This window comes from Legionella sp. W10-070, assembly GCF_900640175.1.
In the GTDB taxonomy this organism is placed as follows: domain Bacteria; phylum Pseudomonadota; class Gammaproteobacteria; order Legionellales; family Legionellaceae; genus Tatlockia.
Genome location: NZ_CAAAJC010000015.1, coordinates 17,088 through 35,979 on the forward strand (window position 1 = coordinate 17,088; position 18,892 = coordinate 35,979).

The window sequence follows — 18,892 nt, forward strand, 5'->3', positions numbered from 1 at the left end:
TGACAAATGAAGATTTAATAGCAGGGGTCATATATTATAGACTATTCCCTGATAATTATTGTCTAATGAATAATTAGACAAGCTCCTGATTGAAATTCAGGATATACTATTAACCCTAAAGATTGGTGGAATTCTTGTATGAGTTGGCTAAAAAAACTATTACCTTCCAAAGTTAGAACAGAAACTTCTCAAAAAAAAGGGGTGCCTGAAGGCTTGTGGGTCAAATGCTCAGGCTGCGGCTCAGTGCTTTATCGCAGTGAACTTACTAAAAACTTTTCTGTTTGTCCTAATTGTAACTATCACCACCGATTGTCTGCACGAGAACGGTTGGCACAATTTCTAGATGAGGGTGCGCAAGAAGAGATTGCTGATAACCTTGAACCACTAGATCGCCTGAAATTTAAGGATTCAAAAAAATATAAAGACCGGATAAGTCAGGCACAAAAAGCCACCGGAGAAAAGGAGGCTTTAGTAGTATTGAAGGGAACGTTAAAGCGACAACCTGTAGTAGTTAGTGCGTTTGAGTTTAATTTCATGGGTGGCTCAATGGGAGCTACAGTAGGTGAAAAATTTGTCCGGGCGGTGAATGCCGCAACAGCGGAAAAAAGAGCCTATATTTGCTTTACTGCCAGCGGCGGGGCGAGAATGCAGGAAGGTCTTTTTTCTTTGATGCAAATGGCTAAAACATCTGCAGCGCTTGCCAGATTCACAGATACTGGTCTACCGTTCGTCGTGGTATTGACAGACCCTACCATGGGTGGGGTTTCTGCCAGTTTTGCAAGTTTAGGTGATGTTATTATAGCCGAACCGAATGCGCTAATTGGTTTTGCAGGACCAAGAGTAATTGAACAAACAGTCCGACAAACCTTGCCTGAAGGATTTCAGCGGAGTGAATTCCTGCTTGAGCATGGCCATATTGATATGATTGTACAACGTAAAGATCTGCGCCCTACGATTGCTGAGCTTATAGCCAAGCTTTCGCATCGGGACATAACTGATAGATTTAATGAAGCCATATAAAAATTATACGGTTGCTGAGTGGTTGTATGAGCTGGAAAACCGTCATCAGCAAGAGATTCAGCTGGGTCTGGCACGTGTCAAACAGGTTGCTGCATCCTTAGGGCTCTTGCACCCGAATGCCAGAGTTATATCTGTTGCCGGCACCAATGGAAAAGGATCGGCTGTGGCCTCTTTGGAGGCCATTTATTTAGCCGCAGGCTATCAGGTAGCCAGCTATACTTCGCCTCATTTATTTTCTTTTAATGAGCGTATTAAAATTAACCAGAGGCCAATTACTGATGAGGAGATGGTTAACGCATTTTGTGTTGTTGAAGAGGCAAGGGCGTCTACTCCGCTGACTTATTTTGAAATGGCTACCCTGGCTGCTTTATGGCATTTTAAAAATTATCCACTGGATTTAATTATTCTTGAAGTCGGCCTTGGCGGTCGATTGGATGCCACCAACATTATTGACGCCGATCTGGCGATTATCACCACCGTTGATTTCGACCATCAGGAATTCCTGGGAGACAATAAAGAAGCTATCGGGTTTGAAAAAGCGGGTATCTTAAGACAAGACAGGCCTTTTATTTTTGCAGATAAAAATATTCCTGAGAGTATCTTGGCGCATAGTCATCTTTTGGGATGCTCCATGTACTTGTATAGCCAAGACTACGATTGGCAGATTAACAATAAAATATTTAAATTTTCCTCTAAAAACCAGGTAATAACCATACCTGAACCTGTATTGCACCCTAACAGTATTGCAGCGGCAATTATGGCATGCTTATGTATGAGGGAAAAATTGCCTTTGAGTAATGCTCAAATAGCGAATGGTTTAAAAAGTCTTTTTTTGCCCGGGCGATTGGAGTTACAACATAAAGAACAAATTAAGGTCTTGTTTGATGTGTCGCATAATCCGCAGGCTGTAAATTACATGGCGGATTATATAAGAAAACTTCAATGCGAAGGTACAGTTCATGCCGTATTTTCAGCCTTAAGGGATAAGGATATTTCAGGACTTGTTGCTCCTTTGATAGAGGAAGTGGGTTACTGGTATCCAGCGCTTCTAACAGGAAAGCGTGCACCCTCAGCCGAACAATTTAGTATGGTTTTCAGTAATTATGGTATAGTTCCTGTTTATTACAGTGATCCTGTATTAGCATATCAGGCTGCTTGCAATAGGGCCAATGCAGGTGATTTAATCATAGTTTACGGTTCATTTATTACGGTAGGTCATGTGATGTCCGCTATACAAAAGCCTGCCAGACTTAAGGAGACATAATGAAACTAGTGATGGATGAGCGGGTAAAGCACCGGCTTATAGGACTTGCTGTTATTTTATCTATAGCCGCTATTTTTGCCCCTGCAGTTATTAAAAAATCCAATCAACGACCCGACGGCAATGTCAGTTTTTCTGTGAAATTGCCACCGAAACCTGTACCTCCTAAAGTGGTTGTACCTGAGAAGAATAAGCTATTTGAGACAGTTAGAGTCGCGCATGTAGAAATGCCTGAGCCGACGATGGTTACCGGGTCTACAATACCTGCCCTTACTAAAGCTCAGCCGCTTAGTGGGTTAAGCGAAATAAAGCAGATTGCAGAACCAATGGCGCTCAAGGCAAAACTCGAGTCTGAAAAAATTGTGAGTCCAAAACCAGCTCTGGTAGTCGCTGCCAAAAAGACAGTTATTAATAAGAGTGTTGCTCTACCCCATCCTGATCCTAAAATAAATGCTAAAAGTACATCGACAGTAGCAAAGAAACCGCTGCCTTCAAAACCAGCAGAAGGCCGCTACGCTGTTCAATTGGCTACCTTTGCGAATAAGCAAAATGCTGATTCCCTATTGGCTAAATTACATGCCAAAGGCTATAAAGCAACCTATAACAAGGTAGCTACCAAAGAGGGCGTCGTTTATAAAGTGATAGTTGGTCAGGCAACTCAAAGAGAGCAAGCCAAGGTACTACAAAAGCAGTTAGCAAGTGCTATGCAGATTCAAGGTTTTGTAGTTACAACAGGGGTTAGTTAGCCATGCAACTGCACTGGGTAGATTTACTTATAATTGCTGTTGTTGCTTTGTCGATAATAACAGGCCTGATTCGAGGTTTTGTAAAAGAACTTATTGCGCTTGCTATATGGGTTTTAGCAATCTGGTTGGCGTACAGTTACTCACAGGAGCTCGATCCTTTTCTGCAAAAATATATCCAGGATAAAACTGCAAGAACTGTAACCGCTTTCATTGCAATCCTGGTCGGCACATTGATTTCCGGAGGTATTATAAATGCAGTGCTTGGTTTTATATTAAAACGTTCCGGATTAAGTGGCACTGATCGGATTTTGGGGATGGGGTTTGGGTTCATCCGCGGGGTTTTTATCATAGCGTTAGTGATGGTGGTTGTCAAAATGACTTCCATACCTTATCAAGACTATGCAAATAATTCAAAATTATATGCCCGGTTTGATCCAATAGTTGATTGGCTTTACAACATGACTCCAGAATTTATAAAGCAGGTTAAAGTATTTGATTCTGATGGCGTTCGGGGAAAGACAAAACTGGTCAACCCGGTAAAGCAATTTCCTTTCCCGAAAAAGGATCCTCTTTTCGGAGGAACAGATGATTTTGAGCTATCAGATGCTTAATGGGGTTTGTTGATTACTGGATTCAGAAAAAATCAGATGATTACTGACATTCCGTACCGCTGGACTTTTTATTTTTACATGGCACAGCGTGTCAGATATAGTGTTTTCACGGCTCTACTAAGCACTTGCCTACGGGTCAACGAGATATGCTTGCGCAGGTTTTACAGCTGTACCCTGCAAATTATGGACAATATTCATTTTTTCATATCCTAACTTAGTATTTTGATGTATCTTGGGTATACAAGTGGTTTTGCTTGATATAGCTTAAAACGGAAGACGGGACAATATCTTTTAAATACTCTTTTTCAGTTAATTGATTACGAATCAATGTAGAAGAAATATCAAAGTTTCCAGCATCATAGCGATAAATAAAGCCATGGGCATTATTAAGTATTGCTTTATTATCGTTTGTCTTATGAGCATTAAAAAATTTATTTAAGAAATCAGGAGGCTGGGAGTTGTCGCTCCCTGCTCGATTGATGACAAGAAAATTGGCAAGTGTTAACAATCGTTTCCATTCATGCCATTGAGGAATTTTTCTGAATGTATCTTCCCCCATCAATAGGGTTATTGCTGTGTTTTCACCCGCCTTTTGCCGGAAATTCCCTAAAGTATCTACCATATAGGATGGGGTCGCTCTGTTAATTTCTGACAGATCGATGATAAAGTTTTTATTTAAATCTTTAAGGGCGAGCTGCAACATTTCAACTCGTTGGGTTGCGGTAGCGATCGCTTTATTTTTTAATAGTGGAATTTTACAGGGTAAAAAAATAAACTGTTGAAAATTAAAATAATTCTGAATATTAATAGCAGCATTAATGTGACCATTATGGATGGGATCAAAGGTGCCGCCATAAATGAGTAGATTACGCAAGAACACCTACCTTTTTGCCTAAACAAAGTGACAATGCAATTTGCTCTAACGCATACCAGACTCGATTGCTTTGATTTGATTTGATATATTCATCCGTCTTTTTACAAAATTGCAATAGTTGTAATAATAATTCTTTGTGTAAATGCTTCAGGGAAGACTGATAAAGCTTACTGCGTTGTGACCAGATTTTTAATTGGCTGCAGGCAGTCGATAATGGTATTGATTGACTGGTTAATTCTATCAGTTGAATTAATAGACGGATGTCTTGTGCCAGTAGCCATAAAATAAGTGTAGGTTCAGTATCTTCAGTGCGGGCATGCCGTAAATAATGTATGGCTTTATTTGCATTTTGAGAGAGGCAGGCATCACTTAGTTCAAACAGTTGATAATGACATTGATCAACAAGCTGTTCTTTGACAATTGCTGCTGTCAGCAGAGTGTCTTCATTGATAAGTTCAATTTTTTCTATCGCTTGTGCACAAGCAAGCATATTTCCCTGGGTATATAGATGAATGAGGGTTGGAATCTCGGGTTCAAATGCTATGCCTTTTGCCAGAAGTTTCTCTTTAATCCAGCTTTGTATTGCAAGTGCATTCAAGTTGAAAATTTGAACAACATGGATAGAGTTATTATTCGTTAGTCCTTGGAGTTGTTTCAAGGGCAAATTAGGTGCTCTAATAAGGAGCAAACAGGAAGGGTTAATATTTTTTAAGTACTGGTTCAGGAACGCTTTAGCCGTTGCATCTATTGTTTTTTTATCATAACGAATATCAACCAAGCATCTATTGGCAAACAACGAATAGCTGTTTGCTTTCTCAGCAACCAAGTTCCAATCGGTGGCATTATTGATATTAATCGTTGTTTCTTCCGTTTCACCTTCTTGTCGTTGCCAGGCTTGTCTGATATTGTCAGCTGACTCTGCAAGAAAATACGGCTCTTGGCCGATTAGAATATAAAGATTTGGCAAAGGCTTATGAGCGAGGTAGGATGCTAATGCCTGTTGTTTAATAAGCATAAAATACGTTATGTATTACTATTGGTCATGGCTACTTTGCTTTGACCTAGTCGGTTAATAATTTGCATCACAGCATCTCGCCGCATTTCATTTTTTAACAAAATTTCTTCGGAGTCGGAACCAAGAATTCGGTCATTATTGATTGTTAATTGGCGTGTTACAAAAACATGGCTTGATGGAAGAATGACCCTGCCTTTCCTCTCATGCAAAGAAAATTGAACCTCATAAATAAGCTGGTATTGCCGAGGGGCAGTACTGGCACTGACATTGGTAATGTGTTGCTGGTAACCATCTCTTTCAATGATTAGTAAGTAACTTGCCTGGGAGGGATTGTCAGTTGTCGAAATATTATAAGCGTGTAGTCGATCTTTTAACAGGGGATCCAAATCGCGATGTGCGTTCTGAATGATTATTGCAATGTTATTAAGCCAGGGAGGCAAGTCCCCCATACCTCTCAGGTGAAAACCACAGCTGGCTAATAAAACCACGGTGACCCAGATTAAAAGTCGCTTAACCATTATCGACTACCAAATTAATTAACTGGCGATGTGCTACAACTACCGCTTTCTTAATTGATTTACCTTCAAGGAAACTGTTGCTTTGCTGTTTGGCAAGTTCAATCAGTTTTTCTTCACTGGCATCGCTATTGGCAACAAAGTGTGCTCTTAATTTACCATTAATCTGTACAACATAGTTAAGTTCATCTGCTTTGAGTGCGCTTTTGTCTATTTTTGGCCAAGATGCGTCAATAATTGCTTTTTCAAAACCTAATTGCTGCCATAAATAATGACAAATATGAGGGGTTATGGGAGCTAAGAGACGAAGAAGAATGCTCATTCCAGAGTGTAGGAAAAATTTATCTTCCTCAGATTCGATTTTGTAAGAAGACAGCTCATTAAAAAGCTTCATACAACCAGAAACTACGGTATTAAACTGATGGCGCTCATAATCATTAGCTGCTTGTGCCAGAATCTGGTGAACAATCATGCGCGATTTTTTTAGTCGGCCACCTGTCTGCTCCCAATCAATATGACCATTGCCGCATAGAATTGCATCATTAACATCAATAAACAGCTGCTGGTGTTGGCTGGCAAGAGCCCATATGCGTTTAAGAAAACGGTGGGCACCTTCGACTGCAGTATCAGACCATTCTAATGATTGCTCCGGTGGCGCTGCAAACATCACAAATAATCTTGCTGTATCTGCACCGTAAGTATCGATCAAATGGTTGGGATCAACTACATTACCCAAGGATTTGGACATTTTGTGACCATCTTTGAGTACCATGCCTTGAGTCAATAAAGCTTTAAAGGGTTCATCTGAATTAACCAAGCCTTCATCACGCATCAGTTTATGGAAAAAACGCGCGTAAAGTAAATGCATTACGGCATGCTCAATGCCGCCGATATACTGGTCAACTGGTGTCCAGTATTTGGCACGGTCATCAAGCATTGCATTATCCTGGCCTTTACAGGCAAAGCGTGCATAATACCAGGAAGACTCTATAAATGTATCAAAGGTATCGGTTTCTCTTGTGGCATCCTGTCCACATTTAGGGCATTGAGTCTGAATGAACTCACTGCATTGAGCCAAGGGTGAACCACTGCCGGTTAGCTGTACATTATCAGGAAGGGTAACGGGTAAGTCCTCTTCTGGTACAGGGACAATGCCGCACTCTTCACAGAAAATTATCGGAATAGGGGTTCCCCAATAACGTTGACGAGAAACACCCCAATCACGCAGGCGATAATTTACAGTCATTTTACCGACATCATGGTGTTCAAGATAGTTGGCAATTTCCTTAATTGCTTCAGCAGACGGCAAACCATCAAACTGGTCTGAGTTAATCAGCTTACCCTCAAAAGTATAGGCCGATTTACTATAGTCATGCGGGCTGTTGTCGGTGGGCATTATCACGTCTTTGATAGCCAGCTGATATTTCTTGGCGAACTCCCAGTCTCGTTGATCGTGGGCAGGCACTGCCATTACTGCACCAGATCCATATTGCATTAGCACAAAATTGGCTATCCAGACAGGAATTTCCTCACCCGTTATTGGATGAGTAGCGGTCATACCCGTATCAATACCACGTTTCTCCATGGTGGCAATATCTGCTTCGGCCATTCGTATTCCCTGACAGCTTTCAATAAAAGCCTGTACTTCAGGTTTTTGGCTGGCTACCTCTTTAGCAAGCGGGTGATCGGGAGCAATGGCAAGGTAGGTCGCTCCCATTAATGTGTCAGGGCGCGTTGTATAGATTTTCAAACGTTTTGGAAAACCCGCTACCTTGAAACTGATTTCGCAACCCTCAGAGCGACCAATCCAGTTCCGCTGCATTTGTTTAACTTGAGCAGGCCACTCATCAAGGGTATCCAAATCATTTAATAATTGCTCGGCATAAGCAGTAATTTTAATAAACCACTGAGAAATTTCCCGGCGTTCAACCAGTGCTCCTGAGCGCCAGCCACGACCGTCAACAACCTGTTCATTAGCAAGGACAGTCTGGTCAACAGGATCCCAGTTTACAACCGCATTTTTCTTATAAACCAAACCTTTCTCATAAAGGCGGATAAAAAACCATTGCTCCCAACGATAATAATCCGGATCGCAGGTGGCAATTTCTCGTTTCCAATCGTAAGCATTTCCCAGTCTTAGAAATTGCTCCTTCATTGAGGCGATATTTTTTTTTGTCCACTCAGCAGGATGGATTCCATGTTTAATTGCCGCATTTTCCGCCGGCAAACCAAATGCATCCCAGCCGATAGGTTGCAAGACGTTTTTTCCCAGGGCGCGTTGGTAGCGGGCAATTACATCACCCAAGGTATAATTACGTACATGCCCCATGTGCAGGGTGCCACTGGGATAAGGAAACATGGATAAGCAGTAAAATTTTTCTTTATTCAAGTCTTCAGAAACATTAAAAGATTGCTTTTTAAGCCAATATTGTTGTGCTTGTTCTTCAATTTCACGTGGTTTATAGCTGTTATCCATAATTAATAAGTTATATTTCAGTAGGCTGGTAAGGATAGCGCCTCTTGTGCTCTGCAGCAATAGTTAATGGTCTTCTTTATGAACAATAACACAATAACTGCCATAAATAAGGACAATGATAATACAAAAAATCAGCAGTGGCGTATCTCCGAAGTAAACCCATGGTGTTATTCCTGTTGCTGGGAATAAAGTTGTATTAACGACACCCTCAGTGAATGCAGGTAATGAAGCAAGAATTTCACCTTTAGGATTAATTACGGAAGATAAGCCATCATTGTTAGCAACCACTTGATACCGTGCAGTTTGCAGCGAGCGAACCTGGGCTATTTGTTGTTGTTGATACATCGCCAGTGAATGCCCGAACCAGCCATCATCACTGATTGAGACAATCCATTCAGCTTGAGGTAATTGACGACGTAATAAGTCGCCATAGGCCAATTCATAGCAAATTAATGCAGCGATTGGGTGACGATGAATTTTTATCGGAGGTTGACTGCTTTTGCCTGGCACTAAATTGGCATTAGGTATTGCTAACCATTCGCTGATGCGCTGCATGGGCTTAGGAATATATTCTCCGAAAGGTACCAGGTGCTGCTTTAAATAAAAGCCGCTTGCTTTTCCCAAACTTATCAGGGCATTAAAGTAATAGTTTTCATCAACTGTGGTTGGCTTGGGTATCCCTAATAAAATAGCGCTTCCAGCCTGTTTGGCTTTCTCATGAGTTTGGGTAAGGAATTCTTCAATATAACTGGGTGGTAAGGGAATAGCTGACTCTGGCATAACAATAAGTTGCGTGCCTAATAAATTTTCTATGTTATGTTGATAGCGTTGTAGCAATTGCCAGAAGAGAGCCTCATCCCACTTATCCCGCATTGATAAATTGGCCTGGATTATGCCTATAGTAACGGGTTCTTTTTTTAGTGCAGACCAATCCTTAGACTTCAGCAGCAAAGGGAAGAGCAAGAGAATAACGAAACCAGATAAGGCCCAGTACCGTTTAGCACCATTGAGCTGGGTACTGGTTGCAAGTAAGGTGGCAGCAATACAGGTTAAAAACCCGGTACCAAATACACCAACTACCGGGAGCAGATATTTGCCGGGAGCATCAAATTGGCCAAATGCAAGTAATAGCCAGGGAAAACCACTAAAGAATGTTGAACGGCAATATTCACTCAATACCCAAAGCGCACTAAACAACAGACAGGAATAAAAAGGAAGCTGGGGAATGGTTAATTTTTTGAATACAAAGGCCATTGATGCGATAAACAGGGAAAGGTAAAGCAAGAAAAGCAATGTGATTAGGGCCGATAAAATGCTGTTAAGGTGGCCATATTCATGAATGCTGACATACACCCATGAAATTCCCAAGCCAAAATAGCCTAAGCCAAAAAATAGGCCAGTCAGGAAGGGACTATTGTTACGTTTGTGACAAAGTTGGGCATAGAAGAGGGCGATACCTAAAATAGCTGCTCCTGGCAAGTGAAAAGGAGCAAAGCCAAGCGGCAATAACAGACCAAATAAAAAAGCACGTAGAAAATGGCTATATTTTATGGATTTTACCGTAGTAAGCGTCAGTTTTTGAACGAAATTCGTTCTATTCATACCATTTAACGGGCTCTAAATGAATGTGACGATAAAATACTAATCATTAAAGGTCAAGATCATCTGACATTAGCTATGTTCAAATACCAATTTTTTAGTGTACGATGACGGCTCGTTTTACAAAGGAGAGGAAGAATGTATAACGTTATGATTACAGGAGCTGGAAAAATTGGAAGCTTAATTGCCTGTCTATTAGCAGATAGTGGTGATTATCAAGTTCATCTAGCAGATTTGGAATTCTCAGGAACTGATGTTACCCGCTTGTTGGAAGCCATGCCTGAAATTAAAACAGTGGCATTGGATGTTAAAGATAAAAGCGCAACAGAAGATTATTTAGTAAAAAATAACATTATTGCTGTCATTTCAAGCCTTCCTTATTTTCTTAATACCTATGTGGCTGAGGCTGCAAAGGCTGCAAAAGCACATTATTTTGATTTGACCGAAGATACCTCAGTAACAGATGCTGTAAAGGTTATAGCCAAAGATGCGCAAACAGCTTTTGTACCTCAGTGTGGATTGGCACCTGGTTTTATTAGCATTGCGGCTAACAGTTTGATGAAAGAATTTGAACAATGTCATCATGCGAAACTTCGGGTGGGTGCGCTGCCACAACGAGCCAGTAATGCATTGCATTACTCATTGACCTGGTCTACCGATGGGGTCATAAATGAATATGGTAATCTTTGTTTTGGCATTGAAGCAGGGGAGCCTGCGGTTTTTAAACCACTGGAAGGTCTGGAGTCCATTCAGATTGATGGTTGCGAATATGAAGCATTCAATACTTCTGGTGGATTAGGATCGTTGGCTGAGCTTTATAAAGGAGAAATTCAAAGCCTTAATTATAAAACCATGCGTTATCCAGGACATTGTGAAAAAATGCGTTTCTTGATGAACGACCTAAAATTAAATGACGACCGAGATACATTAAAGTCCATTCTGGAAAAAGCCATCCCAAAAACTTATCAGGACATCGTGATAGTGTATGTGACTGTAGAAGGAATTAAACAGGGTGAGTTGACTGAAAAAAGTTATGTTAACAAAGTATATCCTCAGGAAATCCGTGGTTTGGAATGGTCAGCTATTCAAGTGAGCACTGCTTCCGGGATTTGTGCTGTCGTTGATTTGGTGTTGGGGCAGGCCAATGAATACCATGGTCTTATACTTCAGGAGAATTTCCGTTTGAGTGATGTTCTTGCCAATCGTTTTGGTTGTTATTATGCTTAGGAGAAGTCAATGGATTTTTTAAAACGTCTTGATATTCAAGAAGTAAACCCTGGTGCTTTCAGCGGTCAGGGTTGGCACAGTGAAATTGGCGCAAGCCGCCTTGCTTCCTTTAATCCTGCCAATAGTGAAAAACTGGCCGAGGTGGCTACTTGCTCCCTTAAGGATTACGAGCACGTCATGGAAAGGGCTCAGAAGGCCGCCTTGACGTGGCGTGAAGTTCCTGCTCCTCAACGAGGAGAAATTATTCGCCAGATAGGGCAAGCATTACGTGAGCATAAGGATTTATTGGGTAGTCTGGTTTCTCTTGAAATGGGAAAATCCAAGCAGGAAGGTGATGGCGAAGTGCAGGAGATGATTGATATTGCTGATTTTGCAGTAGGCCAATCGAGGATGCTGTATGGTAAAACAATGCATTCTGAACGTCCGCAGCATCGCATGTATGAACAATGGCACCCTTACGGTATTGTTGGCGTGATATCTGCCTTTAACTTTCCTGTTGCCGTTTGGTCATGGAACGCCTTTATTGCTGCTATCTGTGGCAACATTACATTATGGAAGCCTTCCGCTAAAACACCTCTGTGTGCGATAGCAGTTCATCATATTTGTAATCAGGTATTAAGAAAAAATAATTGCCCGGAAATTTTTGGTTTAATCATCCCCGAATCACACGAGATTGCTGAAGCGATGGTTAATGATTCACGTATCCCCTTGATCTCGTTTACTGGCTCCACAGCGGTAGGACGACAAGTAGCGGCAAAAGTGGCTTCACGCCTTGGTAAGACAATATTGGAACTGGGCGGAAATAATGCCATTATTCTTGATGAGGCAGCAGATTTGAACCTTGCTATTCCAGCCATTGTTTTTGGTGCTGTGGGGACTGCTGGTCAGCGATGCACGTCTACTCGACGTTTATTCGTTCATCAATCGATGCTTAAAGATGTTGTCAAGCGTTTGCAACATGCTTATGAGCAAGTCACCATAGGCGATCCTCTCGATAGTAAAAATCTGATGGGGCCATTAATTGATGAGCAAGCGGTCAAACAATTCAAGAATGCCATTTCCCGTATTAGCGCTGCAGGAGGACAACTTGTATTTGGTGGCGAGGCGCTTAATAAAGCAGGTTATTTCGTCCAGCCTACTCTGGTTACCGAGGTTGAAAATCATTGGGATATCGTGCAGGAAGAAACATTTGCGCCCATCCTCTATGTAATGCCCTATAGCACAATGAAAGAGGCCATCGCGTTACAAAATGGTGTGCCGCAAGGATTATCTTCTGCTTTGTTCACCCAGAATCTTAAAAATGCAGAGCTATATTTAAGTGCTGCAGGAAGTGATTGCGGTATCGCTAACATCAATATTGGCACCTCAGGTGCCGAGATTGGTGGTGCTTTCGGTGGAGAAAAGGAAACAGGTGGCGGCCGTGAGTCAGGATCTGACTCCTGGAAAGCCTATATGCGTCGTCAAACCAATACGATTAATTGGGGTGATGCATTGCCATTGGCACAAGGTATCCGATTTAATCTATCTTAAACCTCAGCGCATCGGCCAGGGCCGATGCAATACAACTAAGGAAGGAATCATGCAGGAACCATTTTTCATTAAGAAAGTGGCAGTTCTCGGTGCCGGAGTTATGGGGGCACAAATTGCAGCGCACTGTGTGAATGCAGGAATTGAAACGTTGCTTTTTGATTTGGCAGCGAAGGAAGGTCATGCCGATACGTTAATTAATAAAGCGATTGCTAATCTTGGCAAATTAAAACCAGCCCCTTTAGCAACAACACAAACGGCTGCTTTATTACTAGCAAAAAATTATGATGAGAATCTGGCAGATTTAGCAAACTGTGATTTAATTATTGAAGCAATCGCTGAGCGTCTGGATTGGAAAGAAGAATTATATCAGAAGATATCTCCTCATTTGGGTAAAGATGCAATTCTGGTAAGCAATACCTCTGGATTAAGCATTAATACGCTTTGTAATGTGTTGCCGGCTGCTCATCGCGAACGGTTTTGTGGCGTTCATTTTTTTAATCCACCACGCTATATGCACCTGGCTGAATTGATTCCTGCCAACACCACATCCACCCAACTGTTAGATAACCTTGAGACTTGGCTGACCAGCCGACTTGGTAAAGGTGTTGTTCGTGCTAAAGACACACCTAATTTTATTGCCAATCGTATTGGCGTTTTTTCTCTATTGGCTACGTTGCATCATGCTCAAGAAATGAGTTTGGGACTGGATGAGGTCGATGCATTAACTGGTACCCTTTTAGGACGCCCCAAGTCTGCTACCTTTAGAACGATGGACGTTGTTGGTCTGGATACAATGCAGCATGTAGTTAATACAATGCAGAAGGAATTGGCAGACGATCCCTGGCATTCTGTCTTTAAACTGCCTCAATGGCTGATGGGACTTATCGAAAAAGGGCACTTAGGTCAAAAATCAGGTCAGGGAATTTATCGTAAAAACGACAAGCTGATTGAGGTTTTTGACTTTGATTCCGCCTCTTATCGCGCAGCGAAAGGACAAGTGAGTGATTCGTTAAAGGCAATCATGAAAACGCCTGATCCTGTCCAGCGTATGCAGCTTTTGGTTTCTTCAAACGATAAGCAGGCAAGATTTCTGACTGCTTGTTATCGAGACTTGTTCCATTATTGTGCTTATCATTTAGAAGAGATTGCGGATAATGCGCGTGATGTTGATTTGGCAATCCGTTGGGGATTTGGCTGGCAACAAGGACCTTTTGAAACCTGGCAATTAGCAGGCATGTCAGCCATGGGGGCGGTTATTGAACAGGGGAGATCATCCCATGAAACCTTAAGTCAGGCGAAATTACCTGATTGGTTAAGCAGAATTACAGATTTTTATGAGGAGAAGGGGGCTTATTCACCTCAAAAAAATGAGTATATTCCACGCAGTCAACTACCTGTTTACCAACGGCAGTTCTTCCCTGACAGGGTTTTAAAGGAAAAGCGTCACTACACTCCAACACTATTTGAAAACGAGGGTGTTCATTTATGGTTGCTTAAGGATGATATTGCAGTTGTTAATTTTAAGAGTAAAGCCAATACTATTGGACAGGCAGTGCTGGATGGTTTACAGCAATCTATTGATAAAGCAGAAAAAGAATGTCAGGGATTAATCATTTATCAGCAGGATGCAACTAATTTTAGTTCAGGAGCTGATTTAAGAGGTGTGGCGTCGCTGATTCAGGCGAATAGAATGGATGCTCTGGAGACGATGATTAATCATTTTCAACAGATAGCGATGCGTCTAAAATATTGTGCAATTCCTACTGTTGCTGCGTTACGCGGCCGTGCTTTAGGAGGAGGTTGTGAGCTGATGATGCATTGCGATGCAGTGGTTTCAGCTTTTGAATCTTATCCCGGTTTAGTAGAAGTTGGTGTCGGACTTATCCCTGCAGGAGGTGGCTGCAAGGAAATGGCAATGCGTGCTGCAAATAAAGCACAAGATGCTGATTTAATGGTTTTCTTACAACCTTACTTCCAACAGATTGCCACTGCGTTTGTTGCAGGTAGTGCCCCTGAAGCCAAACAAAAGGGTTATCTACAGGCAGGGGATCAGTGGGTGATGCATGCAAATGAAGTGTTATTTGCTGCTTTATCCAAAATTAAAGCAATGCAGGCCATGAATTACCAGGCACCTCTAAAAACTCGCTTTAAAGTGGCAGGACGTGAGGGACATGCACGCTTACAAGCCGGATTGGTGAATTGGCTTGAAGGTGGATTTATTTCTCAACATGATTACTTCCTTGCTAATCAATTAGCTAAAATTATGTGTGGCGGCGATGTTAATCAGGGTGAACTGGTTGACGAAAACTGGATGTTGCATTTAGAAAAACAAGCCTTTCTGACACTGGCTTCAAGTCAATTAACTCAGGCTCGTATTACTCACTTATTAGAAACTGGCAAGCCGCTGCGCAATTAACAGGAGACTTTAATCATGACGAATGTATATGTAGTTGATGTGTTGCGTACCCCTGTGGGTAAAGCACCAAGGGGCGTATTTAAGCATACCTTGCCAGATGATTTGTTGGCTCATACCATAAAGAGCTTAAAAAAACGTCATCAAACAGTCGATTGGCAAGCGATTGGCGATGTAGTAATTGGTTGCGCCATGCCTGAAGCTGAACAGGGAATGAATGTGGCACGCATTGCTTCTTTGCTTGCTGACCTTCCACAGGCGGTGCCTGCAATGACAATTAATCGCTTCTGTTCCTCTGGGGTTCAAAGTATATCTACTGCGGCTAATTCTATCGCTCATGGTGATATGTCGCTTGCTTTGGCTGGTGGTGCGGAAAGCATGTCTATGGTCCCGTTAGGCGGTAACAAATACACTGCCAATCCAGCAATATTTAATAATGAGCATATCGCTATTGCTTATGGTATGGGTATTACTGCTGAAAATGTGGCCAGGCAGTGGAATGTGACGCGAGAAGAGCAAGATGAGTTTGCGGCAGAAAGTCATCGAAGAGCTGTCGCTGCTCAGAAGCGAGGCGATTTTCGGGACGAGATAAGCCCTATTGAGGTAACTATTCGGCATGCAGATTTGGCCGCATCGGAAGTGACCAATAAAAAACGAATGATCAGTGATGATGAAGGACCACGTGCAGATACTTCTTATGACGTCATTTCGCGCCTGAAGCCTGTATTTGCAGTGAAGGGAACGGTAACGGCAGGTAATAGCTCTCAAACCAGTGATGGTGCAGGAATTGCCTTACTGGCCAGTGAAGAGGCTTTAAAGCAATATGATCTGCAACCAATGGGACGATTACGAGGTTATGCGGTAGCCGGAGTTGCGCCAGAAATAATGGGGATAGGGCCTATTAATGCAGTACCTCTCGCTTTAAAGAGAGCGGGGCTTACCCTGGATCAAATGGATTGGATCGAGTTAAATGAAGCTTTTGCGGCTCAAGCCTTGGCTGTCATTAAGACTTTAGATTTACCCCGTGATAAGGTCAATCCCTTAGGGGGAGCTATTGCCTTGGGCCATCCTCTTGGTGCAACAGGAACTATCCGTACAGCCACTTTATTGCATGGCTTGCGCCGTACAAAAGGCAAGTATGGAATGGTGACCATGTGTATAGGGACTGGAATGGGGGCTGCTGCTATTTTTGAGGCAATGTAGGATTTGATTTAGACTGGTACCATCAAAAGAGGTAAGAGAATATAACTCTTGCCTCTATCTTTGCCTACCGCTAACGTGACCTAATCTTCAATTAATCCGCGAAGATGAGCTAAAACACACTGTCCCAATCCGTTTAGGTTATATCCACCTTCCAAGACGGATACCATACGTCCTTCGCTAAATTGAATAGCAATTTTTTTTATTTTTTGTGTGATCCATAAATAATCATCTGCAGTAAGCATCAGGTCGGCCAGTTCATCCTGATAATAAGCATCGAATCCAGCAGAAAAAAATATCATTTCGGGAGCGAATTCTGCAATTTGGTTTAACCAGTGTTCTTCAACTTGCTCTCGAAATTGCTCACCCATTGTACCCGCTGGTAGGGGGATATTAATAATATGTCTGCTTTTAGTATAAGCTCCACTAAAGGGATAAAATGGGTGCTCGAATGTTGAGCAATATAATACTCGATTCTCTTGCAGGAAAATATTTTCTGTACCATTGCCATGATGCACATCGAAATCAATGATTGCAATTTGTTTAAGGTTAAAATGTTCCATGGCATAAGCAACACCCACCGCAACATTGTTAAATAAACAAAACCCCATCGCTTTGTCTCGCTCAGCGTGATGCCCGGGCGGACGTACATTACAAAATACTGTATCTACTTCGTTGTTCATGACCAAATCAACACCTTTAATTACAGATCCAGCCGCGCGCAAAGCAGCAGTCAAGGAATAGGGGTTCATCAAGACATCTGGATCCAGGGGAACGAATCCTTCTTTAGGAGAAGCTTGATAAATAAACTCCACATAGGATTCCTCATGTACTCGAAGCAATTGCTCACGTGTAGCCAAAGGGGCTTGGTAATATTGTAAAAATTGCTTTAAATCTGAGTTAAAGACTTCCTGTTCAATTACTTGCAATCTGGCAGGTTGTTCAGGATGATAATCTCCCATCTTGTGTAGTAAACAATCTGGATGCGAGATAAATCCTATTGTCATTCATATTCCTTAAGTCGGTATATGATTTAATTGTAGACTTAAAGTATCAGATGGGGAACTTTATCCTGGATAAACTTCGCTTTATACTCCATCCAGGCCACAACTATTCTTCATCAAAGTATGGTGCCAGCAAATCATCTTGGTGATTGTCAGATTAAGTCGAAACCATTTCATTTAACGCGAATTTTAGGGCTAGTTTCTAGCAGATCAGGGTTAGAAAAACCATAGGCTTTATGTTCCTGGAGGACTTCCTTTATAAGATTTACTTTACCATGAGTTTTTGTAATGTCTGCAAACACAGTATGTGCTCCTGTGGTTTTGTAGGAGTATTCACTTTTCAGATAAGCTGCTAATCCTAGTGTAAGAAGAATCGTGAATGCTAATCCTATCTTTCTTAGTACTCTAAAAACAGGCTTTGATTCGTGCTCAAAAGCATGGTTTTTTTCGGCAAGATCTATTGCTGTTAAACAGTTTAATATCGACTGCTCCCTTTTTTTGATATCGTTGAAGTTAATGCTTTCTTCTTTAAAAGTTTTTAATAAGTTGATAAGACTTGAGTATGTCTTACTGTTCTTTTTATTGGATTCTATATATGTTTCAAATTCATTTAATGAGGTAGTGAAATCGCAAATTAAACGTTTAGTTAATTTCTCAGGATCGGGGTGAATATCAAAGATACATCTTCCTAAAAGACCTTGTTCACGATTGGGTTCCAAGGCACATCGCATATCAAGTGCACTCATACCAATACTTAGCATCGTTTGATCCACAGCATACTTATATAGCCAATGACTTGCTAAAGTCTCACGTAAAGCCATTTCTTCTACCCAGATAGGTTTCATAAAAGGCAATTGCTTTAATTTATAAAAGGTCTCTGGGTCTCTTGCTTGAATTTGTAATGCAGAGTCAGCAATATCAACTGCTTTATGTAAATAAAATTTACCCCACTGACAGACTATAAAATAAAGTTCATTATCATAATTGCAATACCCCAAAACAGCAGCCGCATGCTCATACTGCCCCTTTTTTTTAATGGGCTTTCCTATATCATTCCCTTGTATGCTTATATCATAAAAAACTAATGCCGAATGGTTGGATTCGATCAATTTTTTAACAGTTTCTATATATTCTTGTTGGGTGGTTGGCTTATGAATCTTTGTTCCTTGCATTTGATTATTCCCTGCAAGCTGTTCTAGCTGATCTGGGTTGTAAACTTCTCCTACTTTGGAGTTAAGCTCCTTGGCTTGTTTTCTTAAGGATCTCTCGTGGAAAAGACCCCTTTCCTTATCTCCTTTACGGGCTTTTGGAAGATTAGGAATAAATTTCTCATAAACACTCATAGCATGACGCAATGCGTATAGTTTACACGTTTGTCCTCTTTGGGGAACAACATAGTTT

At 41.5% G+C, this 18,892-nt stretch carries 15 protein-coding genes; 8 read left to right on the forward strand and 7 right to left on the reverse strand.

All coding sequences use genetic code 11. From position 1 onward, the window contains the following. Positions 1-138: 138 nt before the first annotated feature. The 4 genes from accD to E1O65_RS07895 are packed head-to-tail and all read left to right on the forward strand — an operon-like array spanning position 139 to position 3,638. A complete protein-coding gene (gene accD / locus E1O65_RS07880; protein ID WP_133133057.1) occupies positions 139-1,020 on the forward strand; it encodes an acetyl-CoA carboxylase, carboxyltransferase subunit beta in 882 nt (293 codons plus the stop codon). Further along, positions 1,007-2,284, forward strand: a complete 1,278-nt coding sequence (gene folC, locus E1O65_RS07885; protein WP_133133058.1) for a bifunctional tetrahydrofolate synthase/dihydrofolate synthase — start codon at positions 1,007-1,009, stop codon at positions 2,282-2,284. Before accD ends, folC begins: the two co-directional genes overlap by 14 nt. Further along, positions 2,284-3,027: an SPOR domain-containing protein gene (locus E1O65_RS07890; RefSeq protein ID WP_133133059.1), complete on the forward strand. Its 744-nt coding sequence runs from the start codon at positions 2,284-2,286 to the stop codon at positions 3,025-3,027. The genes folC and E1O65_RS07890 overlap by 1 nt, the downstream gene beginning before the upstream one ends. A 2-nt stretch (positions 3,028-3,029) precedes the next feature. Beyond that, positions 3,030-3,638, forward strand: coding sequence for a CvpA family protein (locus E1O65_RS07895; protein ID WP_133133060.1), 609 nt, complete (start codon positions 3,030-3,032; stop codon positions 3,636-3,638). Positions 3,639-3,852: 214 nt separating this feature from the next. Here the strand turns inward: E1O65_RS07895 and nadD are convergent, their stop codons facing one another. The 5 genes from nadD to lnt form a co-directional block, all read right to left on the reverse strand. Continuing rightward, positions 3,853-4,512, reverse strand: coding sequence for a nicotinate-nucleotide adenylyltransferase (gene nadD, locus E1O65_RS07900; RefSeq protein ID WP_165474934.1), 660 nt, complete (start codon positions 4,510-4,512; stop codon positions 3,853-3,855). Then, positions 4,505-5,527, reverse strand: a complete 1,023-nt coding sequence (gene holA, locus E1O65_RS07905; protein WP_133133062.1) for a DNA polymerase III subunit delta — start codon at positions 5,525-5,527, stop codon at positions 4,505-4,507. The genes nadD and holA overlap by 8 nt, the downstream gene beginning before the upstream one ends. An 8-nt stretch (positions 5,528-5,535) precedes the next feature. Continuing rightward, complete coding sequence (gene lptE / locus E1O65_RS07910) at positions 5,536-6,045, reverse strand: LPS assembly lipoprotein LptE (protein WP_133133063.1); 510 nt, start codon at positions 6,043-6,045, stop codon at positions 5,536-5,538. Then, positions 6,038-8,518, reverse strand: a complete 2,481-nt coding sequence (leuS, locus tag E1O65_RS07915) for a leucine--tRNA ligase (RefSeq protein ID WP_133133064.1) — start codon at positions 8,516-8,518, stop codon at positions 6,038-6,040. The genes lptE and leuS overlap by 8 nt, the downstream gene beginning before the upstream one ends. 63 nt (positions 8,519-8,581) lie before the next feature. After that, entirely contained in the window at positions 8,582-10,120 is a 1,539-nt protein-coding gene (gene lnt / locus E1O65_RS07920; RefSeq protein ID WP_133133065.1) for an apolipoprotein N-acyltransferase, read from the reverse strand. Positions 10,121-10,255: 135 nt separating this feature from the next. Here lnt and E1O65_RS07925 point away from each other — a divergent pair, with 135 nt between their 5' ends. From E1O65_RS07925 to E1O65_RS07940, 4 genes are read left to right on the forward strand one after another with little or no spacing between them, the layout of a single operon-like run. Continuing rightward, complete coding sequence (locus E1O65_RS07925) at positions 10,256-11,344, forward strand: saccharopine dehydrogenase C-terminal domain-containing protein (RefSeq protein ID WP_133133066.1); 1,089 nt, start codon at positions 10,256-10,258, stop codon at positions 11,342-11,344. A 9-nt stretch (positions 11,345-11,353) separates the two neighbouring features. Further along, positions 11,354-12,874 carry an aldehyde dehydrogenase family protein gene (locus tag E1O65_RS07930; RefSeq protein ID WP_133133067.1) on the forward strand — a complete coding sequence of 507 codons (1,521 nt, stop codon included), beginning with the start codon at positions 11,354-11,356 and terminating at the stop codon, positions 12,872-12,874. 49 nt (positions 12,875-12,923) lie between these two features. Then, positions 12,924-15,290: a 3-hydroxyacyl-CoA dehydrogenase/enoyl-CoA hydratase family protein gene (locus tag E1O65_RS07935; protein ID WP_133133111.1), complete on the forward strand. Its 2,367-nt coding sequence runs from the start codon at positions 12,924-12,926 to the stop codon at positions 15,288-15,290. 15 nt (positions 15,291-15,305) lie between these two features. Then, entirely contained in the window at positions 15,306-16,490 is a 1,185-nt protein-coding gene (locus E1O65_RS07940; protein WP_133133068.1) for an acetyl-CoA C-acyltransferase, read from the forward strand. An 80-nt stretch (positions 16,491-16,570) separates the two neighbouring features. On the opposite strand, the gene E1O65_RS07945 is transcribed toward E1O65_RS07940, so the two are convergent. Next, complete coding sequence (locus E1O65_RS07945; RefSeq protein ID WP_133133069.1) at positions 16,571-17,494, reverse strand: histone deacetylase family protein; 924 nt, start codon at positions 17,492-17,494, stop codon at positions 16,571-16,573. Positions 17,495-17,664: 170 nt separating this feature from the next. Beyond that, positions 17,665-18,834 carry a hypothetical protein gene (locus E1O65_RS07950; protein WP_133133070.1) on the reverse strand — a complete coding sequence of 390 codons (1,170 nt, stop codon included), beginning with the start codon at positions 18,832-18,834 and terminating at the stop codon, positions 17,665-17,667. Positions 18,835-18,892 lie beyond the last annotated feature (58 nt).